Raw genomic sequence first — 25,283 nt, 5'->3', positions numbered from 1 at the left:
TTTTTTTCGCAGGAGAGCTTATATGCAAAATGCTACCAAACGCGTTGATCCAATCTGGCGACACGTCTGGACGAATCGCATCTGGAAATTTTTATGGCTCATCTATACCATCGGCTACCTGATTTTCCTGGTCGTTACCCATGTATGGGAAAAACAAGGACTGTCTAGCATGCTATTGGCAGCCTTTAATCTATTGGTCGCTGTTGGCATTATAGTCAATGAATTCAAACAAGAAGCCTACTGGAAGCGCCTGGGAACACGTCGTAGCGAGGCGCTGCAAGATCCAACCTCCTTTCGCGCTCGCAATCAACCAATAGGACCTGAACTGGCACTACAACTCCCCGTCACCATTCGGCTCCACTTCAACCAAACATTCACCATAGTCGCAACCGGTATGATCCTGACACTATTTGTGGTATCGGCAGGACTGGGCGTGTATCTTGCCAGTGGAAGCCTGACGGACTGGTTTCCGGCATTGATCGTCCTGGCAATATTTATCGGTATGTTGTTGATCGCATTTCTGTTCATATACTTCTTCTGGTTACGCTATCAAACGCAGAGCATTGAACTAAATGAAGAAGGTATCACAACACGCTACCAGAGCCAGAAGCGCAGTATACGCTGGGAGGATGCGCAGATCTTTGCACAATATGAGCAAGGAGGCTTCAATCGAAAAGTCAACGGAACCACCTTTGAACTGGCTAATCAGGAGACAGTAGTACGCTGGTCCCAGCAACGCTTTAATGCCACTTATCTAAAAGTTAATAGCAATCAAGCACGCAATGATGACTTCAACTGGCTGCTCAGTCAAGTCAAAGCCTATGTCGCACAGCGTACCAGGCTGCCACTACTGGACTTCAACGATACTCAGTCAGCCGGTCGGGGGAGTCAGACTGACCAGAATGATCCGCTCGCACCACATTTAAGCTTAAACAAGCAACAACTCTGGACATTTAGCATCGCAGGGATATTTGGCATCGGGCTTATTCTTATGGCTTTGTTCGGAAATACTTTTCCAGGGACACAAAGTGGATTTAAAAGTGCTGGAAATGTTTTAAATGCCATGTGGCTTTTGGGGGGAGGAATGATGGTCCTGGGAATAGGAACGACACTGGTCACATATCGGATCGCCCGACGCTACTGGTTGCGCCAGCAAAAACAACGTGAATTAAGTAAACAAACGCCAGAGCGCTTCCGGGCTAGTATACAGCCACAGCCAGTGAGTACGCCACCGCAGCCCGGAAAATTAGATGTAAAAATCAGCCCACTTTACCTGTTTAGCGTAACCTTTATTAGCCTGCTCGTCATTTCTTTTCTTCTCGTCGAAGTCATCTTTCGCCAGACAGGTCTTTACCTGCTATACATACTTCTCGGCTGCATGCTACTCTCGCTCTTCTCAGCCATCACGACAGTAGCACTATCAGGAAAAAGATATCAGCGCCGCATAGAAGTCTGGCCCAACGGCATCACCTCTCGCATCAGCATCATGGAAAGCCAGATAAACTGGCAAGACGTCACTAGCTTCATCAGATACCGTGGCCTGCGCATCATCCCTGGACAATCAAAAATCCAGATCTACGAACTCACTGGTGACAATACAGTTGTCCGCTGGCAATGGCCACACAACCAACTCCGTTTCCAGAAAACTGATCCAACCATGACACCCAAGGAACATGATCGCTGGATGGAACACCTATCCGGCTACATTGTCGAACGCACAGGTCTACCACTGCTCGACCTCGACGAAGAACAACACTAAGTATCGTTATATACAGACATGCAGGGATCGGCTATAATTGCAATTATAGCCGATCCCTGCATGTCTGACCGCCTGCTTGTATACAGAGAAGTATCTTGATATATTTAATTGAGTTACAAAAAGGATTTGTGATGAATATTGAACAAGGATCTACCGACCAATCCTACTATATAGCGATAGTCCTGTATGAAGCCGCTTCCGATGCTCCAAACTATACTCCATTATATCAAGAGAGCTTTTTACTCTTGCAGGCATCATCACAAGCGGAAGCCAACGAAAAAGCCCTGTTACATGCCAAAAGCGCCACGACAAGTTATCAAAACGAGTATGGTGAAACTATTACCTGGACCTTAAAAACGATCGTAGATGTCAACACCGCACTTACAAATACACTAGAAGATGGTGCCGAACTCTATGCCCGCCACTTCCATAACTATCAAGCTTATGAAGCATTTGAACCTTTACTCTCTAAAGAAGAACTATAAAAGCTCCCCCGACCAACCACTAGTATGATATTTTCCCAAAAAAATGTTAGCTACGTCTAAACTAATGTACAGCGTACATATCAATGCCTGTATAAAATTTATATGACACAGGGGAGGATTACGGAATGCGCGTAACGTTATATTCAATTCAAGATTGCAAACCAGGGCGGATCAGTATTATGGCGCGGCCACGAGGCGGTGATTGGCTGCTTGATGAGGTAAAAGATCTAGCCGAGGCTGGGATTAAGGTTATAGCTTCATTGTTGACTGAAGATGAAATCAACGAGCTGGACCTGAGTGAGGAAGCCAGTTTTTGTGAGCAACAGGGCATTATTTATCGCTCTCTTCCAATTATTGATCGTAGTATTCCTCCATCTAATCAGGCTACCTTTACGTTTATAGAGCAGCTGCATGCACAACTTGTAGACGGCAAACATGTAGTGGTACATTGTCGGCAAGGATTGGGCCGGGCTGTACTGGTGGCCGCTAGCATACTGGTACTCAATGGCTTTCCACCAGAGCAAGCATTCGAGCAATTAAGCCAGATCAGAGGCTATACAGTGCCTGAGACACAAGAGCAACGCGATTGGGTAGTAGCTTTTGCTGCACACCATCAAGGTACACAATGGAAAGGATAACAAGATGCCCAGGGTTTGCCCTCAATGTGGAGAATGGTGTGTTGAGGAACCAATTGATAAAACGATTCCGGCCGTACTTTGTCCTTTTTGTAGCTATGCGGAACCATTTGTGAGCCTGCCGCTATTTATTGTTACAGGAGCTAGCGGGGCCGGTAAAACAGTGCTAAGTCAGCATCTACCAGCATATATGCCGGAATGTGTGACACTAGATACTGATATTCTTTGGGGGGTGATACCGGCAACTGAGGAGAAAAATTATAGCGATTATCAGAACAATTTGTTACTCCTCGCCAAACATATTGCTCAGAATGGACGACCAGTCGTTCTGTGTGGCAGCACCACACCTGAGCGCATCTCTATGTGTCTTCAACGCCAGTATTTCTCAGCCATCCACATCCTGGCCCTGGTCTGCGACGACGAAGTCCTGCTAGAACGATTAAAACAGCGACCAGCCTGGCGGGGCTGTGATAACAAAGACACGCAGAAAAACATGCTTGACTTTAATCGCTGGTTTAAAGATCAAGCCCAACATACAGAGCCACCTATGACCCTCTATGATACCAGTAAAGCAAGCGTCGAACAGACCTTACAAGATACACGTCAATGGATACAGGAAAGATTATCATTAAGCCATTAAAGATAACTACTTAATGATCTGTCCTCTACCATTGGTCCATAGAGAACCCTGGTTTGTTCTCTATGGACCATGAACTATTTACGCAAAAAACTTTGATTCTTCTATAATCTCTTTGTAAGGAACGAATGTGGCCTCTGTGGCAGTTTTGCCGCTGCGTTGCATGCAAGCCTGCACTATCTGATAGCCGATGGTATAACCGGCAGCGTGAGGAAGCCCCAAACCGGGTGCCCCCCACTGCTTCAGGAGCTCGTCACCAAAGATGTAAGCACGAAGCTTATCAAAACCGCTTACATCAAGGGCCTGTCCAATAATGGTTTTGGAGCGTGCGACCTCTTCAGCATTCAGGCTGGTCACCCAGGGACCTGCATATTCATAGCCGTAGAGTTCGGTGGCGAACGATTCAGCTAATCCTTCCAGTACAATATACTGACCAACGGTCGTCTCAGCGGTCCAGGGCTCGTGGGTGAGGCGCACACGATGGTTGAACTCGTGAACGAGTGCCGAAGGGATACGTGGCAGATTGTAGTCGGTCGGCCAGATCGGCAGGATCACATAGCCCGGAGTCTGGCCGCCTGCGTAGCCACGATTCAATTCCATAAAGACACGTTCATGTGGATTGCCCAGCACTAGAATTCCAGTAATATGCTCCTCACTGCATGAGCGACCGGTAGCCTCAAAGGTACGCGCAGCCAGATGCAAGGCCGCATCAGCCTTCTTCCAGGCATCAAACAGTTCCAGACGATCCAGGGCCTGCCCATACTCGGAGAGGTCAGCGTCCAGGTCAACGTCCCACAGAACTTTCATCGCCATTGTCTCATCATTAACCATTTGTGGCGCGAAGCGACTGATAATTGTAGACCAGTGGTCACGCAATGGTTCGATCAGTAATTCGCGATAGAGCGCACGCCGCTCAGGAACAGGTGCGGCAATGATGGAACGCATAGCAGAGAGTGTATCGTAAATCGTAATATCCATCTCATTTTTCCCTTTTACACACTAAAAACTTATGCAACATTGCAAGCTTAAAGCATGACGTAACGTCATATGCAAGGGTTAAAAAATAAATTAATAGGGCATAAGCCTGAAAGGCTACCTGACACGTATACTCTACAGAGGAGGAAGAAGCATGCTACAAGAGCCATACCCCGAAAAACAGGGGCAGCAACAACTTATACAGAATCTAACAACCCTTTCGGCGCGTGAGCAGATCGGGCTGCTACTACGAGCATCCCGTAGCTTATCCCATCGCGATCGGGCCGAGGTGCTCGGTAGAGCAGGACTAAACTTTTTCAAGGATCGCTTTTTTTCTATTTTTGTGCATTTTTTTTTGAAACGTGTAATTACAGGAGCTATCTGGTGGGTCCTGGTTATTGTCGTCCTTGTTCTGCTCTTGATTCTACTGATCGTGGTACAACAGATTAATTCAAATGCTGTGACTCCTGTCATAGTCGCGATTAGTAGCTATCTGGCAGGCATTTTCATCTCCTCAATCTTTGACTTTTTTCAGTCACTCGCCCAGTTTATAGGTAAATCTCGTTCAAAAGCCGAACATGCGCGCTTACTTGATAGTATCAACGCATGCGGATACCCTGAGAAAATGGTGGTCCTGCACACCTTAAGCAGAGCCATCGCCAACAAGCTCCCAGGCGAATCCCTTAGAGCATCAATTATCACCAGTGGCTTGCTACTGGTGGCAGGAATTGTACTTATTGGCGTGCTCATCCTGCTGAGTAATGTCCTCCCTCTGCTCGGTAGCCTGCCCTGGGTCTGGTTACTTGCCGGATGCACATTTGCGATAGGCTTTCTTCTGCCCGGACGCATTCAAAAGCGTTTCCAGTACTAGTGGAAGCTTGCCGGTAACACATTGGTAATAGGCGATAGCATGATTTTGGTTACACATAGAAACATCATGATATACTGTGGCATACCATTACGCTACCGAAAAGCAATCATGAACGCTACTCATACCATTGAACGGCATACCTGGTCAGAAAGAGAGAGCAACAAGTATACATGCATATACGCATCCCTGGTTTACAGATTTATTTACGCGATTGGCAGTTAGCAGATCTAGAACAGTACCGTGCCTGGATGGTGCCTGGACAACGCTGGAAAGAGTTTGAAGGACCTTATTATCCACTTCCTACGGCCGATGTAATCGCAACCAATCTGGCTTACATTCGCAGTCAGATTGAACAGGATACCTTTCCTACGATCCGTTCAGTATTGGTGATCAGTGATAAAACCACAGATAGATTGCTTGGTATCGTTACCTGGAACTGGGAAAGCCAGGAGACGCACTGGCCGTCAGTAGGCATCGTGATCTTTGATCCAGCTTACTGGGAACAGGGACGCGGCTTTGAAGCCCTGGGACTCTGGAGCGAGTATCTCTTTTTTTCGCTGCCAACGATTGCCCGTCTCGATCTGCGTACCTGGTCAGGTAATAAAGGTATGGTCGCGCTCGCTGGCAAACTTGGTTATCTTCAAGAAGCCTGCTTTCGCAAAGCGCGTACCGTTCATGGTGCTTATTATGATAGCCTGGGCTATGGCATCCTGCGCAAAGAATGGGAAGCCCGCTATCCCCAGGGATTTGGGGCCTACTTACAGGAATATAGCAATCAACAAAGCTATACCAATTCAGCCATAACGAGATAATAATCGTGTCAATCCTACATGCGGGGGGGCGAGTTTTTAGGAAACAGCCGCTGGCGTAATGTATGTGTCAACGGGCTGGTCAGGAGCAGAATGAAGAGTAGGATCTCGATTTTTTCCATCATCAAAGCAAAATCACCGGCACAACCAATGATAGGTATGGGTGATTGCTGACACAAGACCAGCAGAAGAATCGCACTGGCAATCAGAGCATGCCAGATCCAGTAGAGAATTTTACGCTGCCAGGGATTTTGTATATTCAGCATGGTAACCTCCCCCTTACACTTGTCCCGTCACTTTTTACTAGTGCCTACCGTTCTAATCATATGTAGATAATTATAGCATAAGCACGAATAAATGTATGATTACAAACCATAAAGTACTTCAAATCAGGCAAAATAAGCCCGGGCGAAACCAATGAATGAGTTTGGTTTAAACTGATAGCCCGTTTTATAATGTCTATGCCATACTCAAGCAAGCCCACATGATAGACATAGTCCTTCTCAAGGAGAACAAAAGCCAGTCTCTTAACAGAAACGAATGGAAAGTGAGCAGACACTATGCGCATAATGATCGTTACCGATCAATATCCTCCTATGGTAGGCGGGGTTCCTAACGTGACCCATGGCCTAGCAGTAGATTTTGTGGCTCGGGGACATCAAGTGTGGGTAGTTGCACCAAGCTATAGCACCCGTGATATTCAACGTCTAGAGGATGGTGTGCATGTGTCTCGCTTTTCCTCATTTGAGTGGCCGACCTATAAAGACCTGCGCATTCCACTGCTACCATTTGCCCCCATCCATAAATTGTTGAGGCAGAGTGATCCAGACATTATCCATGTTCATTCCCCCATCGTTTTAGGAAATATCGCCCAGATTCTTGCTCCTGCCCTACGTAAGCCAGTCATATGCACGAATCATTATCTTCCCAGTAACATGCTAAGCCGCGCCCTGTTAACCGATCCGATACTTGGAAAGACACTAAGCTCAATCACCTACTCATATCTGGTCTACTTCTACAATCGCTGCGACTATGTTACTTCTCCCACGCAGACCGCCTTAAACCTGCTAACCGCGCATGGCCTGCATGTACCATCCGGAGTCATCTCAAATGGTATCGACCTGCGTTACTATGCCCCCGGACCACCTGACCCCGAGGTTGTGCGTCGTCTGGGACTACCCACGGATCGCCCTCTGATTATCCATGTCAATCGTTTAAGTCCTGAGAAACGTATTGATGTTCTATTGGATGCCATGGCTAGCATGCAAACGCCTGCGCACCTGGCACTACTCAGTTCAGGACCGGCCGAAGCCGCCTTACGAGAACAGGTTGAACGACTCCAACTGCAGGATCGTGTGAGTTTCCTGGGTTTTATACGCGATAGTGACCTGTTGCCATTACGGCGTTCGGCACAACTCTTTGTCATACCTTCAGAGGCTGACCTGCAAAGCCTGGCCATGATGGAAGCAATGGCTTGTGGACTCCCGATAGTAGCCGCCAATTCCTATGCACTACCTGAATTGGTCCATCACCATCGCAATGGCTTTCTTTTCCAGCCGGGTAACAGCGCTGAGATGGCTTCCCAGATGGATCTCATTTTACAGGACCCGAACCTGCAAGCGCGTATGGGAGCCGAGAGCCTGCATATAGTTGCCACCCATAATCGCATCAATGTCCTGGATCAATGGGAAGATCTCTATATGCGCCTGGCCAGAGAATTCACCGAACTACACAAACTTCGACATGCATACACGGCCCATTCATAACATCCGGCACACCTGATCCATTCATCCCCTCATAAGTGTGGGGCGCATAACTCAAACAGTCATGTCGCCCACATGCACCATCGTTCAAGCTCCAGTTAAGAAAAACACACAAAAATCAATAATAACAACACAATACATAAATAAACATAACTTTTCGTGTTAAAAAATCTACATGGCTATTATTGAAGTTAAAGATTTCTAAGTCGATGTACAATTAAATTAGGGATAAGCTCGCTATAAAACTGTAGTAATATTTTTATTATAGAAAAGTAGCGAGAATTAAAAAAACGCAATTGTGCTTACAAAGCCAAGGACAATCAAAAGATAATAAAATCATCTTCGCCTACAGGGACGTACCAGGGATGCAAGCGCTACTGCGTTGTCATTTACTTAGAATCCATTGATTCTCCTGGAGGTACCTTTGAAGAACACACAATATCAGAAATGGAGCCTCAACTTCGCGCTAACCGCTACTGTGATCATTCTCGCATTTATGACATCTGGCGTAGTGAGCAGAACAACTCCCTCTTTCGCAACCAGCAAAAGCGCATCTATCAACCACGTTATTCCAGGGCATGTAATTCCAGCATTGAATAATGCTGCGCCTGACTCACAAACCGATCCAAACAATGTACTCCATCTTTCAATTGGCCTCACACTTCGTGATCGCGATGGTCTAGCAACATTATTGGAACGCCAAAACGATCCAAAATCACCATATTATCAAAAATATATGACTCCCCAGCAATTCACCGCGCGCTTCAGTCCCACACAAAGTTCAGTGGATATGGTGACGAACTACCTGCGTAGTAAGGCGCTCACGGTTAATTCGGTTGCTCCTAATCGATTATTCATTGACGCCACGGGTACGGTTAAACAAGTAGAGGATACATTTGCTGTTATAATCAGCAATTATACGTACAATAATCGCCCCGTTTACGCCCCCAGGAACGAGCCGTCCGTACCCGCGGTAATCGCGCCCTTGATCCAGACGATTGGTGGACTATCCAATCTGCCAATTTATCCTCATCATCACGTGAATAAAAATGTCAAACCGCTGATAGGCCCTGGTGGCGGCTTTACACCAAGCGAGCTGCGCACAGCCTATGGCGTGAATCAATTAATCAGCGCAGGTTACTCGGGTAGCGGTCAAACCGTCGCCATTTTTGAATTAGACGGCTATAAGTCATCTGATGTCGATACCTACCTTAGCAATTACAATCTCGGAGCAGGAAAGTACTCAAATGTACTGGTTGATGGGGCCACAAACACCCCTGGTAGCGGCGCCATCGAGGTTGTATTAGATATGGAGGTGGTATCAGCCCTCGCGCCAAACGCGACTCAGAAAATTTATATTGGTCCGAATTCAACCATGGGGGTCAATGACACTTATAATAAAATCGTCAATGACAACCTCGCCAAAGTCACCTCAATCAGTTGGGGGCAATGCGAACAATCTTCAGGAAACTCAGAATTGGCGGCCCTCAATAACATCTTCATGCAAGGTGCGGCCCAGGGACAGGCCTTTTTTGCCGCGACCGGCGACTCAGGCGCTTATGACTGTACCAACGGGAACTCTATACTGGCCGTCGATTCTCCATCTGGTGATCCAAACATCGTTGGCACTGGCGGAACCCATCTGACCACGGGGTCAGGCGGCACCTATTCTAACGAATCAGCCTGGGGAAATAGCAGTGATGGATCAGGTGGTGGTGGTGGTGTCAGTACATACTTCAAACGACCAAGCTATCAGACAGGTACCAATCTCACCAATGCGAATCGGATGGTACCCGATATCTCGGCTGATGCTGATCCAGCCAGTGGTTATTCCATCTATTGTACGGCCTCTGCCTCCAACTGTTCGGGATGGTTATCGGTCGGCGGAACCAGCGCGTCTGCCCCCCTCTGGGCAGGTCTTGCAACCAACATCAATCAATACTTGATAGCTCAGGGCAAACCAGTGCTGGGCAACGCGCACATTCCATTGTATAATCTCTACAATAATACTCAAGCGTATCCCCCATTCCACGACGTCACCACAGGTAATAACCTGTATTATCAAGCTGGTCCAAATTATGACCTGGCTACAGGACTCGGGTCGCCGAATGCCTGGAATATTGCTCAGGACCTGGCTGCTGGGACGGGTGGAACCCCAACACCTATTCCAACATCAACGTCTACTCCGAGTCCCACTCCGCCAACGACTATTACTCCAACCAGGACCCCTACGCCAATTCCACCAACGGGTACACCATCACCTGGTCCCGGACAACTGCTTACCAATGGTGGCTTTGAACAAGGGAATGTAGGTTGGACAGAATATTCAAAATCGGGGTTTGAAATCGTAGATGGCACCTATCCATACAGCGGTCGGCTGAGTGCGTTTCTCTGTGGCTATAATAACTGCCTCGATTCAATTAGCCAGACCGTAACGTTGCCCAACGACGACTCAAAAATTGTGCTAAGTTACTGGCTGGCGATCTTTACCAGTGAACGTAATAACGGACGGTGCTATGACAACTTCGCAGTCACAATTCGCACAAGCAATGGCACCATTATCAGGACCGTATCAAGCAAATGTAATCGCGATGCACGCAACTGGACACAGTTCAGTTTTGATCTCACAAATACCCTGGCTAACTATCGAGGACAGCAGGTTCAGCTCACTTTTTCAGCAACGACCAACCAATACCTGCCAACCTCATTTTTTGTTGATAATGTAGTATTAGGCAATCCAACTAGTGCTTGATCACTAGCCTTATCAGGTAGCGACAGGAGGTCTCCTGTCGCTACTTTTTTTGTTCAGAGTCGGTAGCAGCCTCAGGAATATTCTATGCTCTCTTGCTGTTAAACTAAAAGTAGAAACCTGTGCCATGGACAGCACTTATTATCACTATACCTACGAAAGAGAGCTCTACTTACTCATGAATGATTCGACATCATTCGCAGCCCAAAAAGCCCGAAAGCCAATACGTTCTCGTTTGAATGTACGAGACTTAATCTTTTATACCATCGCAGGTGCATTAGGATTAGATACCCTGGGTGCAGCCGCCTCCTATGGAGGACAGGCATTATTCTGGATTCTCCTGGTTGGCCTGACTTTTTTTATTCCTTACCAATTATTGATGGCAGAACTCGGAAGCGCTTTTCCCCGCGCCGGTGGCGTTTATGAATGGGGAAAAATGAGCGCGGGCCGCTTCTACGCTGCGATTGCGGCTATGCTATATTGGATCGCTAATCCGCTCTGGATTGGTGGGACGATGTTTGTGACCATTATCACCTCGATTAAAGTTCTCTGGTTTGGACATACAGACTATCTATTTGGCGGCAACAAAACCGCTGATGTATGGATCACCATCGCGATTGCAGCCGTGTTCATCTGGAGTATCATGGGAGCGGCCTTGCTCCCCATCTCACTCAGTAAACGTATCTCCACAACTGGAGCCGCCGCCAAACTGCTATTGATTGGACTCTTCGTCGTTCTGGCACTTATCTTTTTTGCGACTGGTCATGCTGGCGGGACCCATATGAGTTTGCGCGACCTGTTACCATCCAGTTCGCTGGGCATTATTGTCAGCGCGATTATCCCGGTCATGATTTTTAAATGGCAAGGTTTCGAGGTCCAGGTCAATGTAGGAGACGAGGTCGAAGATCCTCAGCGCACAGTACCGCGCTCGATGTTCCTGACTGGTGGACTGGCCTTTTTAGCTTATGTTATTCCAATTATCGTCACCATATTCGCCCTCAACAAATCCCAGGTCAGCGGTAGTAGTAGCCTGCTGGAAGCCATCGCCAACGTCACAATTATTCTCCCAGCATCAGTAGCGCTCATCCTGAAGTGGCTCCTCGTTCCGCTATTGATTATCGCGCTGGGTGCCAGCGGCTCAACCTGGATGGTCAGTGCTAACCGGGCCTATGCCGTTGCGGCAAAAGACCATGTAGCGCCACAGGGCCTGGCTCGCTTCAATCCACGTACCAATACACCGACGACCGCTATCATCGTAAGTGGCATCATCGCCACCTTTGCCATGATCCTCGCGGTCCTGATCAACAGCTTTGGAGCTGGAACCTTACAATCGCTATTCACGCTGGTACTCGGCTTCACCGTCTCGGTCAATACCATGGCCTACTTATTCATCTTCCCGAACCTCTTGTTCTTGCGTTACAAACGCCCCGAGACACCAAGACCTTATCGCGTGCCCGGAGGCATGGTTGGTGCCTGGATCGTGAGTATACTTGCGATGTTTTATACGTTCATCGTCAGCTACTTCCTCCTCTTCCCAACCGATGACGCCATCAAAAGTTCAGGGGTCTCTCGCCTGATCTATGAAGTCACGCAGTTGAGTGCTCTGGGAGCGATTATCCTGCTTACTATCATTTTTTATCTGTGGGGTCGGGCTGAGCGACGGAAAGAAACCTTCGCCTTCTCGCCTGAAAAGCAAGCGCTTGAAGCTCAATCCCAGCAGACGAATACTGATTAACAATTAATCGATCAAGTGGATCGACGATGCTCGGATCTGTGCTGGTTGCGCGGTCGCAGTCTCTAGTTCATGCCAGCGTACTTCAAAAAGACGCCAGTTACTGCGACCTGTCAGCCAGCCCGACCGATTATTTACCAGCACCGCGCTATCCTTACCGGCATCAAGCAGGCGTAGATGCTGGGCAAAACCCGCATCGCGATACACACGCTCCTCAGCCAGGGGTAGCCAGGTCTCGCCATCACGGCGGAAAAGTAACGAGCCATGTAACAGTAGTTCCAGTCCCCAGGCCAGACGTTCATCTTCCAGGCACAAATTCAGATCCTGGCACAGGGAGGCAAAAGAAAACGACTGAGCATGGCAACGCCGCCACCAGCTAAACAGATCAACCCATACCTGATTTAATGCCTGCCGCCATTGCTTCAAACGCACCTGTATCGTCTCATCAGGCAGCCCCAGCCACTCATAACGCTGAACATCCGGTAACAATTGCAGCAGAGATAACGACCGTGGAGCCGCCTTCCAGCTATCCGTCACCATGTGAATACGACTGTTATAAGTTGAAGATAGGATCAGCGCCAGATACGGCACAGAGTTCTTCTGTCCCTGCACGATAGCAACCGCGCCGGCACAAGGATTGGTAGCTGATGGACCTGGTGGGGACAGTGGGGCCGCAAGCTGGATAGCCAGTATCTCTTCATCACTGATCAAGGAACGCCCCATAACGGTCTCACAGGGCTGATAAATGGATTGTGATCCAATGCGACTACGCTTGAAGTAAGCAGAGGTATCATACTTGAAAAGCTGCTCAATGACAGGACGTAGTGAAGGGCGGTAGGCCACGCCATAGTAAGCCTGTCCCAGTTCTACGACACTCCAGAAACGTAGTGGGCCCAACTTTTTGGCAAGCATCCACAGTGATATAATGGCTGGTGCGCTTGTTTGTGCAGTGAGTACTGGCATGTCTAAACTGCTAGCATCATCTGCTGATGGGACAACCGCCTGTTCCTGGGGTGAGGGGGAAAAGTGGCGGGAGGATGGCTGGACGAATGTTAACTTGCTACCTACCACAGGAATCTCTACCCGCAGATCACGGAAACGCTGTTCTAAAGCAGCCAGAGCATCAGGAGCCCCATGAACAAGAATGAGTACATGAGGAGCCACCTTTGTCACCACCTGGCTGATCTGCTTACTATCAGCGTGACCCGCTAGATTATATTTCTCAACCTTACACGCTAGTTGTACGGTCTGGGAACCAATCTGCACTGGGTGACCTCGACGCGCATGGAGCAGGGCCGCACCAGGACTCTCTTCATCCTGATAACCAGTCAACAGGAGCGCATCCTGCTCACGCTTCGCAATAGTTGCCGCATAGAGCGGAGAAGCTCCTCCCGAAAGCATACCTGAGCTGCTGATAATAATAGCTGGTTGCTTACTGGCAATCAAGGCGGCCCGTTCCTGGCTCCGTACAGCAAAGATATGCAGATCAGGATCCACAAAGAGCGGTCGTCGTGCATTTTTTATATAGCGCTGCACATTTGGATGAAGGTCATGTATCTGATGCTGATATGCCAGACAGACCGAGCGCACCATACCATCCAGGTAGATCGGGACTGGCGGGATAAGGCCACTGGACCGGTACGATTTCAGGATCAGGACAATCTCCTGCGCACGCCCTACGGCAAAAGCGGGACATAAGACCCGGCCATTACGCATCAATGTCTGCTGAACTGCCTCAGCAAACGTACGTTCTTCTTTCCGCCGGTTGCTATGGTTGCGATTGCCATAGGTGCCTTCGCATATCATGATATCAGCATGTGGTAGAGACGAGAGATCCAATCCCTGTATTGAGCGTTGATCCGTGACAGAGATATCGCCGGTATGCAAAAGAGACCCTTCAGGTGTGTCGAAGTAGAGGATGCCCGCGCCTAAAATGTGGCCGGCTGGCAGATAATGGACACGGATCTCTGGTGCTGATGCAATAGGGGTAAAGGATTGTCGAAAACCAATTGGACGCATACGGCTCAATAGGGCATCCACTTGATCCTTATTATAGAGAGGGGTCTCGCCATCGGGATGCAAGCCCTCTTGCTTCATAATGCGCACCGCATCGCGCAACAAAATTTCAGTGAGAACTCTGGTGCTCTCAGTGACATAAATTGGAATATGCGGATAAATCGAAGCGATCAGCGGTAAAGCGCCCGTATGATCAATATGCGCATGCGTAATCAGCAAAGCTTCGGGTGGAGTTGCCGCAAGTAGTGAGAGCTCAGGGATACGGGATTGGCCGTCCCTGGCAGCCGGGCGCATGCCCCCATCGATTAATAGATAGCGACCCGCCACTTTTAGTAATGTGCTGGACCCTCCAACCTCCGATGCACCACCCAAAAATGTCATTTCCACCGTAGCAACTCCCCCTGCCCTATTCCCATCATCATATCCTCATCAGATCCAGATACCATTTGAACAGCAGCAAGGGCGTTATTCGCCTGACAAGCTACTGTTTTCATTTCGGTCTACACAGTATAACACGAAACAAATATGTAATTGCACACATCTATCCCAAATTAGTACTAATTGCCGATACAACTCCTATGACCGCACCTGAATATAACAGTCAGAAAAAGCTTATGCATCTCCATTTCTTTACACAAACCTCCCCGAATCCTCACAACGTCAAGCGGCAAATTTGTTATAATCAATGTGTTAAATAAAGTTCTCGTCAAAAGTGGCATGAGTCGGGAAAGTCGGGGTGGCGGAATGGCGATAAGATGCTTGCGAGATGGTAAACTGTACTATGTACGTATATTATTCGTATCGATGTTCTTTTTACAAATTCACATAAGGATGGCTTATATGCAGAGAGAGTTCTCTAACGCTGCAATGAATAGCAGTATGCCCCAGAAACATAAGCCGCTAGCCCCAAAAGTTGCAATTCCTGCTGCAATGGAGCAACAGCGAGCAATCCTCCAAGCTGATGAATATCATGCGCTGGATGCCATTCAGCACCGTGTGCTCTGGCTCTCAACCTGGATGATTCATCATGCTAACGCGCTTCGTCCTAATCCAGATGATTTGAAAGTTGGTGGGCATCAAGCGTCATCGGCGTCAATGGTTACCATTCTGACGGCCCTCTACTTTCATTTCTTGAATGCGGAGGATCGGGTCAGTGTTAAACCACACGCTTCGCCAGCTTATCATGCGATCCAGTACTTACTTGGGAACCTGGAACCGGGCTATCTACCGACCTTACGCGCTTTCAAAGGCCTACAAGCCTATCCAAGCCGTACTAAAGATCCAGATCCAGTCGACTTCAGTACGGGTTCGGTCGGCCTGGGAGCGGTTGCGCCAGCCTTTGCGGCGGTAGCTCAGGACTATGCAAAAAAGCACTTCAAACATGTCACCTCGCAACGCTTTGTAGCCGTAATTGGTGATGCAGAGCTAGACGAGGGTAGCGTATGGGAAGCCATCATTGATGAAACCTTACAGGACATGGGAAATGTGTTGCTGATTGTAGATCTGAATCGTCAAAGCCTGGATCGCATTGTACCGGGTACGCATACCCCACAACTCAAACAACTCTTTGCGGCCGCTGGCTGGCAAATTCTAGAAGCAAAATATGGCCGGCAACTACAGAAGGCGTTTACCCAACCAGGTGGAAGCGCCCTGCGCCAGCGCATTGATGAAATGAGTAATGAAGAGTATCAAAGCTTGCTACGCCGTTCGGGAGCCGATATTCGTGTCCGCCTTACGCATCCCACCGGACTCAAGGGTCCGGAAAACGCTGAGATTGCGCTGGCACTCAGTGATACACCAGATGAAAACTTGCGTGACTTGCTGGCTAATCTAGGGGGTCACGATCTAAATACACTGCTCCAGGCCTTTGAGCAGGCAGACCAATGTCATGATGCACCAACCGTGCTTTTTGCCTACACTATTAAAGGCTGGGGTCTACCCTTTGCCGGTGATGTGATGAACCACTCAATGCACCTGAGTGGCGAACAGGTACGACAGTTCCAAGAAGAACTGGGAATTGCACCGGGAAAAGAGTGGGATACGTTTGCTCCCCATACATCAGAAGCCAGATGGTGCCGACGCAGAGCCGCGCTATTACGGCGCGAACATTTACAGGCGGCACCCCTGATCGCAGCGGTTGCAATCCCATCCAGTCTGGATCTCTCCTATCCAGGCAAGACTTCAAGCCAGGAAGCCCTGGGACGCATCCTGACGCAACTGGCTGGATTAGCGGAGGTAGGCAAGCGGATCGTGACTGTCGCTCCTGATGTGGCGGTCTCAACCCACCTGAGCGGCTGGGTCAACAAAACCGGAGTTTTCTCACCAACGACTCATCCCGACTACCATGAAGATATGCAACGTGCATTGCGCTGGCAACCCGGTCCAACGGGACAGCATATTGAGCTAGGCATTTCGGAGATGAACCTGTTTATGTTGCTGGGACAGCTTGGTCTAAGCTATGAACATTCGGGTCAGCTACTCTTCCCCATCGGGACGGTCTATGATCCTTTTGTGTGCCGTGGCCTGGATGCACTGATCTATGGGCTCTACAACCACACAAAGATGATCTTCGCCGGCACCCCATCGGGCGTGAGTCTTAGTAGTGAGGGAGGAGCCCATCAATCTACCGTTACGGCCTCGCTGGGCATCGAGTTACCAGAGTTAAATTATTATGAACCAACCTTCGCCTGTGAAGTGGAATGGCTTCTGCTGGCCGCCTTGCGCGAGTGCTGTGATCGTACGGAGGGACGCTCGACGTACTTACGCCTCTCCACCAAGAAAATTGAACAAAAGCTGCTCGATCCCGCTATAGCCAGACTGGGCCGCGAGACACTGCGCCAGCAAGTACTGAATGGAGGATACCGCTTACACGAAGGACGTGACCTGGTACCAGACGCACAGGCAGATGAAATAGTGCAGATTGTCACCACAGGAGCTATGGTGCCCGAAGCCCTGCTGGCCGCGCAGCGACTGGCCCGCGAAGGCATTGCCGCCAATGTCCTGCACCTGACAAGTCCTAAACGTATTTTCTCCATGCTTACCACCATGCGTAGTGCTCAACGCCAGGGACAGCCAGCACCCGCCGAAACGGACCAGCTGCGCAGCCTGTTTCCCAAAGCTGAACGCCATGTGCCCCTCGTTACCATCCAGGATGCCTCGGCCCATAGTCTGGCCTTCCTCAGTAGCATTTATGGAGCACCCTGTATATCACTTGGCGTGGATGAATTCGGACAATCAGGTAGTCTGAATGATCTCTATCAACAAGTCGGCATCAGTGTCGAGGACATCATAGCCGCCAGCTATGCCGCCCTTGAACTAGACTAGTAGTCTGATCAGTCAGCTACCAGGATACTTGTTTTATCATAAGTATACTGGTAGCACGCTCTCAATCAACTCATTACTGACGCTAAAGGCCATTGGGACTCGGCCTATACTAAATAAAAGTGTATTTTTATACGCATTTTAGTTGACGCTGTATGAAGATTCTTCCTGCCACATTGCGCCTGTGAAGCACGACTATCTTTGTGAGGCACGAGGAATCCACTCAGCGCGTCTACAAGTATAGTAAAGAGATGGCCTGATGAAAGCACTATATAAGAGAGAATTCCGGTCCTGGCAATATGAAACGAAGAGGAACAAGGGTGTGGCATTTTGGGGTGGGTATGTGATACTTTTCACGCTGCTAGTATTCTCACTATATAAAACGACGCATGCCGATGGAGGCGCTCCAAATCTGGCCTATGTCGCGGGTTCCGCTGGCGGGATCAGTGTCATTGATGTCTTTCAAAAGGCGGTCAGCAAAACTATCATGGTCACAGGGGATCCACACGCGGTCCTGCTGAGTCCCGATGGCCGTTATCTCTATGTCACGCGACCACTACAGGGACAGGTCACGATACTGGCAGCCAGCACCGGCAATACGATCTGTACCCTCTATCTGCCAGGCAGGCCAGAATTTCTGGCCCTGGATATCAATGCCGCAACCCTGTATACCGCAGGCAATACAACAAATCAGATTACCGCATTGGATACATCCAATTGCAAAATCAAGCATATATTTCAGGCGCTAGCACCAATCAATGGTCTGGCCCTGGCCTTTGCACAGACGAATCTGGCCGATGGACAGGATACACAGCTCTGGGCAACAACGTCTAAGGGAATCATGGTCCTTAATACCCGTACAGGGCAAACCAAACAAGTGATCACTCTCGTATCCGACGAGGCACGAACCATTGCCATCCCACCAGGCAAGACCGCCTATGTGACAACCAGAGCGGGAGCCATCAAGGCTATTGATCTTACTACCTACCAGACCGCGCACCTGCTATCCGGCGGCACATATGGTCCGATGGATTTTGATGAAGCCACAGGCGAAATATATGTGCCCGATGCCAGACATAAACAGTTAACGGTGCTCGCACCGGTAGCTGTGGGATATTCACGGATCCATGAACCACAGCGTGTCTTGCATTTCGAGGCCGCCCCCAACTCGGTCGCCATCACCAACGATGGACAACTTGGCTTTGTAGCCCTGGATGGCGGTCAAATCGTGATGCTGGATATTCCTGGCAGACAGCAAGTAACCAGCATCCGCGTTGGAGGCAATCCACACTTTATTATTACAGGTCTCTATCCACCACTGGCACCAAACAAGCTACAGGAGGCCACATTTTCTGGTATACTCGCAACTATAATCGCCTATGGACTGCTCGCGATCATGATCATAGTTCCAACAAGCTATTTTCTGTATCGACACTTTAAACGCCAAAAAAACCTTCCACAGAGCGAATAAGCACTGGACAGGACTGTGGAAAACCGCATGCACAGGAGGCTGCTGGCATTATGAATACATTATCTTATCCCGCGAATACCGTTCTCCTCCTGGTCGGCACCAGCCAGGGGCTATTCAGGCTCACGTCGCGCAATCGTGAGCGCTGGACCCTGGAAGCCACCAGCTTGCAGGCACCAAATGCCAACATATTCTATGCGGTATGCGATCCACGCAACCATCATCGCCTCTTTGCCGCCGACAACCGGACTGGCCAGCACGCTTTTCTACGCTATAGTGACGACCTTGGTGCAACATGGCAGGAACCAGCATATGGTCCACAATTCTCGTCCACCAGCGAGGCTGCACTCAACGAGATCTGGTATATCGAACCTGGCCGCTCCAACGATCCCCAAACACTCGATGTAGGGACAGGACCAGCCAATCTCTGGACCAGCCATGATCGGGGGAAAAGCTGGGAGCTAAACACTCATCTATGGCAACAATCGCAACAAGACCATTGGGAAAATGGGCCGATCGGCACCTGCGTCCATAGCATAGTTGCCGATCCCACACGGCCCGAACGCATGTGGTTGGGTATATCGGGCGCCGGCAGTGTTCGCAGCGAGGATCACGGCAAATCCTGGCAGACGATCAATCAGCTAGCCCAACCAGATCCCGCCGGCTGGACGGAGGTATGCAGCAGCACACACCGCCTATTGCAACATACCCAACAACCGGAAACGCTCTATCAGCAGAGCCGCTGTGGCCTCTTTCGCAGTAGAGATGCTGGCAACACCTGGGATGGTATCAATAATGGGCTACCCACAACATTTGGCTTTCCTCTAGCCATGGATGCCAATCATCCTGACACCCTTTTCACCCTCGTAGTCAATCCCGAGGACCGTTATCCCAGCGGCGAACAATTCAGCGTCTATCGTAGCCAGAACGCAGGCGACAGCTGGCAAGCCTGCGCCGATGGCCTACCCGGCGGTCGTGCCGCCCGCTTGAAAGTTCTGCGCCATGGTATGTGTACAGACAACACAGATCCCTGTGGTGTCTACGTCGGCACCATGAGTGGCCAGCTCTTTGCTTCACCCGATAATGGCACACACTGGCAACTGATCGCCAACCACCTGCCAACCATCTACTCAGTCACAGCCACCATACTCTAGATCATAGATAACAAAAGTCAGGCCTTGTGTCCAACATAGAGCAGATGGTTGGCCATTCCCAGAATAGAAGGGTCACCAGACCATAGACGAGATAAGAGCTACAATTGTCCATATCTATCTTCATAAGAGCGATCGGAATTCAGCGATGTAGGGAGCAATGGATACGAGATTTTTTGCGCTTCGACTTTCAGCCGGGCAAGCTCTATCTCTTTATGGGCAATTTCACGGACAATAAAAAAGGTGGAGATCGCCCAGGCTACCGAGCCAATAGCGGCTGCCACCGGAACGGTAATTGCTAACAATTGGCCCGTAGATAGCTCTGATGAAGATCTGTTTTGAGTCATTTGCTTTTCACTTTCAAAATTATTATTAAATTATTACCCTCAATTTCAGGGACACAAAACTTGATGTCAACGCATAAACAGTACTTATTCTACACGTTGTAAAGACAGCATTCTTATATTGGTGATGCGGCCAGCTGCTGTAATCGTGACAAGAAATGCAGCCATCCAGCCAGATGATGTTCAATACGCAATTCTTGATCCTCAGGAGTATCCCGATAGAATGCATGGGTAAGATGTAGCAGTGTTCCAGTGGTTGCTGATGGCATAAGGACAAGCCTGACTTCTCGTTCGTCGGCCTCCGGCTCATCATGGTCCCATTTCCAGGTAAAGCCAAGCTGCTTGCCAGGCTCAAAAGAGGTATAGTGTCCGCGTAGATGCCAGTTCATCTGAGGCCAGCTTAAGTGGTAGCGCCCCCCGATTTTTCCTACAAGCTCAGCCTTTTGTGGCCACCACTGCTCCAATAACGACGGCTGCGTCCAATAGTCAAAGAGCATACGCGGAGAGGCAGTGGGGAAATCAGCCTCAATTAGAAGTATCGTTTGTTCAGACGGCAAATGAGTTACAGCCATGTGCGCTCCTTCATTTCTTGCTCTTTGTAATGCCAGGATACTCTTCAGTTTAACATATGCAATGAGCCAGATAAAGAGGCTTATCTACCAGGATTTGCCACGTCTTAAGTCGATCTATAGCCAGAAAATCAGGATTAAGAACATGTAGCATATTTTTAAACATGATAGGAAAAACGGGTGCAAATTTGGTTTATTGCTTGTCCAAAATAGTCTAAGGGTGGTACACTAGAAAAACAGTCTATTGATATGTACTGTAGGTATCGGGATAAAAGGTGCCGCCAATGAATATTAGTAGTAGCATACGAAAATTGACCTACATTTTTGTGGTATTATTCGTGGCTTTAAGTGGTGGATTGGTATATTGGCAAGTAATCAAAGCGGATAATGTCGTAGCCACCGTACACAATCCTCGCCGCTGCTTACGCGAAAACTCACCCGTACGTGGACGCATCTTTGATCGCAACGGAGTCCTGCTCGCAGAATCTATCCCGGATAACAACGCCTGCGGAGGATTTATCCGCCACTATACCGATCCATCGCTAGCCTCAGTGATTGGCTACTACGCGCCCGGCTCGTTTATTCCGGGGGTTGAGGGAGAGTACAACGATGTCCTCACGGGCAACAGTGGCCGCACCGCCCTGGATAATCAGGTCAATAAGACGCTGCACAAATCGCCGGTCGGTAATGATATCTATCTGACCATTGACGAACGCATCCAGAAAATCGCGGTCGAAAAATTCAACGATTATCATCCTGAGACTGACCCCCTCTTCCAACAACCCTACTCATTCGATCAAGCTGCCCCCTCGGATAAAGGCTCGGTCATTATCTCAGATCCACATACCGGGGAGCTGCTGGCCATGATCAGTTCGCCGGGCTATGATCCCAATAAATTGGTACAGACACTGGGCGATGGGAATTATGATTACTTCAACCAGCTCGATAAAGATATTGAAAAGCCGCTGCTGGACCGGCCATTAAAAGCACGCTATTCACCAGGATCAACCTTTAAAACTATGACCTTAATGGCAGCTTTAGACTCAGGTACTACAACCCTGAATACTCCATGGGACAAAAAAGGCGCCGCAGGACCACTCTTTTATGATGGTCACGAAATTGTTGGGAATAATTTAGGAATTGAACAGGGCTTTGTTAAACACTTCCCTATCGATACCGAGTTTGCCTATGCCAATTCCGACAATATCGTGTTTGCCCAATTGGGTGTCAAAACAGGTCTGGACAAATGGCTCGAATACGCCAAAAAGCTCTATATCGGTCAGGATGATCGCTTCGACCTCCCTACGGTCAAAAGTAGTGTAGAGAACAGTAATGGTAAACCACTCACAACGCTCCAACTGGCTACTAATGCCTTTGGACAGGGTGTGGTTGATATGACCCCACTGCAAATGTCGATGATTGATAATACGGTCGCCAATAATGGCGTGCTGATGCGCCCGATGGTGGTTTCCAAAATCACTGACACGAATAAAAATCCGTTGCAAACCATGGCCCCGGAAGAGTTGAATACCGTGGTCAGTAAGGATACGGCTTATCAGGTACGACAGGGAATGGCAGCGGTTACCACCTGTGGGAGTGGCTGGCATCTCAGTCAAAATCTGGGCTATCAATCCGTCATTGCAGGCAAGACGGGAACCGCCGAGGTTGGTGGTGGCTCGCGCCCTCACGGCTGGATGATTACCCAGGCTCCCTTTACGCTGCATAACGCCGATCAAATGCCTGCATTGACCATTGTGGCGATGCGTGAGAAAGGTGGTGAAGGTGCCTACGCGGTTGGTCCTAATATCTGGAAGATGTATAACGAAATCTTCGCTAAAGGCTATATCAAAACCACGATGCCAAGCCCACTCATTTCGGAAAACTACTGCCCGCCAAATAAATTGTGGCAATAGTACGCAAGTAGCGCATGCATAGAAAGTCGTGGATAATTTCTCTTGAAAGTCCACGGCTTTTTGAGTACAAAGGATAGCCAAAGAGTCCGGTACACATAGATAAAAACAACTTCCAGCAAATGCCAGGCGTAATTCTTTTTGTAGAGAACAGTAATATCCTAAATTTCAGCATCGCTCGCGTTTCATTTATAGCAAGAGTTATTTGGTCCATGGACGGGTACTATTCAACACGAATGGACGAGATTGAGACGCGCCAGGGGTAAGCCTGACATAGGAAAACTGGGCGACCATTCGGCGCAATGCTTGCAGCAACCGCATGCGGATGGTAAACTGACAGAGATCGCCTCTAATTACACGTACTGCAGGTATCAGGATAAAAGGGTGCCTTTGATGAATATTAGTAATAGCATACGAAAACTAACTTATATCTTTGTGATATTATTCGTGGCTTTAAGTGGTGGATTGGTATATTGGCAAGTAGTAAAAGCGGACAATGTCGTAGCCACCGTACACAATCCACGCAAATGTTTGCGTGAAAACTCGCCCATGCGTGGGCGTATCTTTGATCGCAACGGAGTCCTGCTCGCGGAGTCCGTGCCGGATAACAACGCCTGCGGAGGATATATCCGCCGTTATACTGATCCATCGCTAGCAGCTGTGATTGGCTACTACGCGCCCGGGTCGTTTATTCCAGGCATTGAAGGCCAGTATAACGATGTCCTCACAGGAAACAGCGGTCGCACTGCCCTGGATAACCAGGTCAATAAGGCGCTCCACAAATCGCCGGTCGGCAATGATATCTATCTAACCATCGATGAGCGCATCCAGAAAATCGCGGTCGAGAAGTTCAATGAGTATAATCCCGACACCGATCCATTCTATCACCTGCCCTATGCAGCTGGACAGGCTGTAGCCTCAAACAAAGGCTCGGTCGTGATCACGGATCCGCATACCGGGGGACTGCTGGCTATGGTCAGTTCGCCGGGCTATGATCCCAATAAATTGGTACAGACGCTAGGTGCCGGAGATTATAACTATTACAACCAGCTCGCCAAAGATCCTGAACAGCCGCTGCTGGATCGGCCATTAAAAGCACGCTACTCACCAGGATCAACCTTTAAAACCATGACCTTAATGGCCGCCCTGGATTCTGGTACGACGACCCTGGACCATCCATGGGACAAGAAAGGCGCGATGGGGCCTCTGGTCTATGATGGTCGCCAAATTTTTGGCGACAACCTGGGTTTTGGAGAGTTTGTTTTCCATTTCCCCATCACGACCGAATTTGCCTATGCCAACTCTGATAATATCGTGTTTGCTCAGCTTGGTGTCAAAACTGGTCTGGATAAATGGCTAGAGTATGCCAAAAAGCTCTATATTGGCCAGGATGATCGTTTTGACCTCCCCACCACCAAAAGTAGTGTAGAGAATAGCAATGGCAACCCACTCACGACGCTCCAACTGGCCTCCAATGCCTATGGACAGGGGGTGGTCGATATGACCCCCCTGCAAATGTCAATGATTGATAATACGGTCGCCAATAATGGCGTGCTGATGCGTCCAATGGTGGTCTCCAAAATTACCGACACCAATAAAAATCCGTTGCAAACTATGGCTCCCGAAGAGTTAAATACAGTCGTCAGCAAGGATACGGCTTATCAGGTGCGACAAGCCATGGCCGCGGTTACCACCTGTGGGAGTGGCTGGCATCTCAGCCAAAATCTGGGCTATCAATCCGTGGTTGTAGGCAAAACGGGAACCGCCGAAGTTGGCGGCGGCTTACCGGCTCACGGCTGGATGATTACCCAGGCTCCCTTTACTCTGCATAACGCCGATCAGATGCCTGCATTGACGATTGTGGCGATGCGTGAGAACGGCGGTGAAGGCGCCTACGCGGCTGGTCCTAGCATCTGGAAGATGTACAACGAAATCTTCGCCAAGGGCTATGTCAAAACCAATACGCCGGCACCAATCTATTCAGAAACCTATTGTAATAATACGCAACTATGGCAGCATAAATAAGCCACTAGTACAAAGAAAGAGGCCAGCAACATTTCCAATGAGAAATGTTGCTGGCCTCTTTCTT

At 49.0% G+C, this 25,283-nt stretch carries 19 protein-coding genes; 14 read left to right on the top strand and 5 right to left on the bottom strand.

The genetic code is table 11. From position 1 onward, the window contains the following. Positions 1 to 22: 22 nt before the first annotated feature. The 4 genes from EL633_RS32830 (at position 23) to EL633_RS32815 (ending at position 3,519) form a co-directional block, all read left to right on the top strand. Positions 23 to 1,759, top strand: a complete 1,737-nt coding sequence (locus tag EL633_RS32830) for an ABC transporter permease family protein (RefSeq protein WP_126631425.1) — start codon at positions 23 to 25, stop codon at positions 1,757 to 1,759. Between the two features lie 131 nt (positions 1,760 to 1,890). Next, entirely contained in the window at positions 1,891 to 2,244 is a 354-nt protein-coding gene (locus EL633_RS32825) for a DUF4288 domain-containing protein (protein WP_126631424.1), read from the top strand. Positions 2,245 to 2,369: 125 nt separating this feature from the next. Further along, positions 2,370 to 2,882: a protein-tyrosine phosphatase family protein gene (locus EL633_RS32820; protein WP_126631423.1), complete on the top strand. Its 513-nt coding sequence runs from the start codon at positions 2,370 to 2,372 to the stop codon at positions 2,880 to 2,882. A 4-nt stretch (positions 2,883 to 2,886) separates the two neighbouring features. Beyond that, positions 2,887 to 3,519 carry a P-loop nucleotide/nucleoside kinase family protein gene (locus tag EL633_RS32815; protein WP_126631422.1) on the top strand — a complete coding sequence of 211 codons (633 nt, stop codon included), beginning with the start codon at positions 2,887 to 2,889 and terminating at the stop codon, positions 3,517 to 3,519. Between the two features lie 78 nt (positions 3,520 to 3,597). Here EL633_RS32815 and EL633_RS32810 read toward each other — a convergent pair whose 3' ends face one another. Continuing rightward, positions 3,598 to 4,494 (bottom strand): DUF2268 domain-containing putative Zn-dependent protease, encoded by an 897-nt coding sequence (locus tag EL633_RS32810; protein WP_126631421.1) that lies wholly within the window; start codon positions 4,492 to 4,494, stop codon positions 3,598 to 3,600. 151 nt (positions 4,495 to 4,645) lie between these two features. Here EL633_RS32810 and EL633_RS32805 point away from each other — a divergent pair, with 151 nt between their 5' ends. Next, positions 4,646 to 5,362, top strand: a complete 717-nt coding sequence (locus EL633_RS32805) for a hypothetical protein (RefSeq protein WP_126631420.1) — start codon at positions 4,646 to 4,648, stop codon at positions 5,360 to 5,362. Between the two features lie 170 nt (positions 5,363 to 5,532). Then, positions 5,533 to 6,174: a GNAT family N-acetyltransferase gene (locus EL633_RS32800; protein WP_126631419.1), complete on the top strand. Its 642-nt coding sequence runs from the start codon at positions 5,533 to 5,535 to the stop codon at positions 6,172 to 6,174. 14 nt (positions 6,175 to 6,188) lie between these two features. Here EL633_RS32800 and EL633_RS32795 read toward each other — a convergent pair whose 3' ends face one another. Next, positions 6,189 to 6,437, bottom strand: coding sequence for a hypothetical protein (locus tag EL633_RS32795; protein WP_126631418.1), 249 nt, complete (start codon positions 6,435 to 6,437; stop codon positions 6,189 to 6,191). A 294-nt stretch (positions 6,438 to 6,731) separates the two neighbouring features. Here EL633_RS32795 and EL633_RS32790 point away from each other — a divergent pair, with 294 nt between their 5' ends. The 3 genes from EL633_RS32790 to EL633_RS32780 all read left to right on the top strand — a co-directional run bounded on the left by EL633_RS32790 (position 6,732) and on the right by EL633_RS32780 (position 12,418). Continuing rightward, positions 6,732 to 7,937 (top strand): glycosyltransferase, encoded by a 1,206-nt coding sequence (locus tag EL633_RS32790; protein WP_126631417.1) that lies wholly within the window; start codon positions 6,732 to 6,734, stop codon positions 7,935 to 7,937. Positions 7,938 to 8,358: 421 nt separating this feature from the next. Next, positions 8,359 to 10,686: a S53 family peptidase gene (locus EL633_RS32785; protein ID WP_246039310.1), complete on the top strand. Its 2,328-nt coding sequence runs from the start codon at positions 8,359 to 8,361 to the stop codon at positions 10,684 to 10,686. A gap of 175 nt (positions 10,687 to 10,861) precedes the next feature. Then, positions 10,862 to 12,418: an APC family permease gene (locus tag EL633_RS32780; RefSeq protein ID WP_161982646.1), complete on the top strand. Its 1,557-nt coding sequence runs from the start codon at positions 10,862 to 10,864 to the stop codon at positions 12,416 to 12,418. 3 nt (positions 12,419 to 12,421) lie between these two features. Here the strand turns inward: EL633_RS32780 and EL633_RS32775 are convergent, their stop codons facing one another. Next, a complete protein-coding gene (locus EL633_RS32775; RefSeq protein ID WP_246039346.1) occupies positions 12,422 to 14,812 on the bottom strand; it encodes an MBL fold metallo-hydrolase in 2,391 nt (796 codons plus the stop codon). A gap of 549 nt (positions 14,813 to 15,361) precedes the next feature. On the opposite strand from EL633_RS32775, the gene EL633_RS32770 reads away from it, so the two are divergent. The 3 genes from EL633_RS32770 to EL633_RS32760 all read left to right on the top strand — a co-directional run bounded on the left by EL633_RS32770 (position 15,362) and on the right by EL633_RS32760 (position 20,374). After that, entirely contained in the window at positions 15,362 to 17,755 is a 2,394-nt protein-coding gene (locus EL633_RS32770; protein ID WP_126631964.1) for a thiamine pyrophosphate-binding protein, read from the top strand. Positions 17,756 to 18,074: 319 nt separating this feature from the next. Further along, a complete protein-coding gene (locus EL633_RS32765) occupies positions 18,075 to 19,223 on the top strand; it encodes a YncE family protein (RefSeq protein ID WP_126631414.1) in 1,149 nt (382 codons plus the stop codon). Positions 19,224 to 19,273: 50 nt separating this feature from the next. Then, positions 19,274 to 20,374 carry a WD40/YVTN/BNR-like repeat-containing protein gene (locus EL633_RS32760; protein ID WP_126631413.1) on the top strand — a complete coding sequence of 367 codons (1,101 nt, stop codon included), beginning with the start codon at positions 19,274 to 19,276 and terminating at the stop codon, positions 20,372 to 20,374. Between the two features lie 98 nt (positions 20,375 to 20,472). Here the strand turns inward: EL633_RS32760 and EL633_RS32755 are convergent, their stop codons facing one another. Beyond that, positions 20,473 to 20,718 carry a hypothetical protein gene (locus tag EL633_RS32755; RefSeq protein WP_126631412.1) on the bottom strand — a complete coding sequence of 82 codons (246 nt, stop codon included), beginning with the start codon at positions 20,716 to 20,718 and terminating at the stop codon, positions 20,473 to 20,475. Positions 20,719 to 20,831: 113 nt separating this feature from the next. Further along, positions 20,832 to 21,287: an SRPBCC family protein gene (locus EL633_RS32750; RefSeq protein ID WP_126631411.1), complete on the bottom strand. Its 456-nt coding sequence runs from the start codon at positions 21,285 to 21,287 to the stop codon at positions 20,832 to 20,834. Positions 21,288 to 21,568: 281 nt separating this feature from the next. On the opposite strand from EL633_RS32750, the gene EL633_RS32745 reads away from it, so the two are divergent. Together EL633_RS32745 and EL633_RS32740 are read left to right on the top strand one after the other, a co-directional pair. Continuing rightward, positions 21,569 to 23,197, top strand: coding sequence for a peptidoglycan D,D-transpeptidase FtsI family protein (locus tag EL633_RS32745; RefSeq protein WP_126631410.1), 1,629 nt, complete (start codon positions 21,569 to 21,571; stop codon positions 23,195 to 23,197). Positions 23,198 to 23,587: 390 nt separating this feature from the next. Continuing rightward, positions 23,588 to 25,219 (top strand): peptidoglycan D,D-transpeptidase FtsI family protein, encoded by a 1,632-nt coding sequence (locus EL633_RS32740; protein ID WP_126631409.1) that lies wholly within the window; start codon positions 23,588 to 23,590, stop codon positions 25,217 to 25,219. Positions 25,220 to 25,283 lie beyond the last annotated feature (64 nt).

Origin of the sequence: Dictyobacter alpinus (assembly GCF_003967575.1) — a bacterium.
In the GTDB taxonomy this organism is placed as follows: Bacteria; Chloroflexota; Ktedonobacteria; order Ktedonobacterales; family Ktedonobacteraceae; genus Dictyobacter; species Dictyobacter alpinus.
Note: the sequence above shows the minus strand (reverse complement) of the source record. Positions and strands in the feature narration are given on the sequence as shown.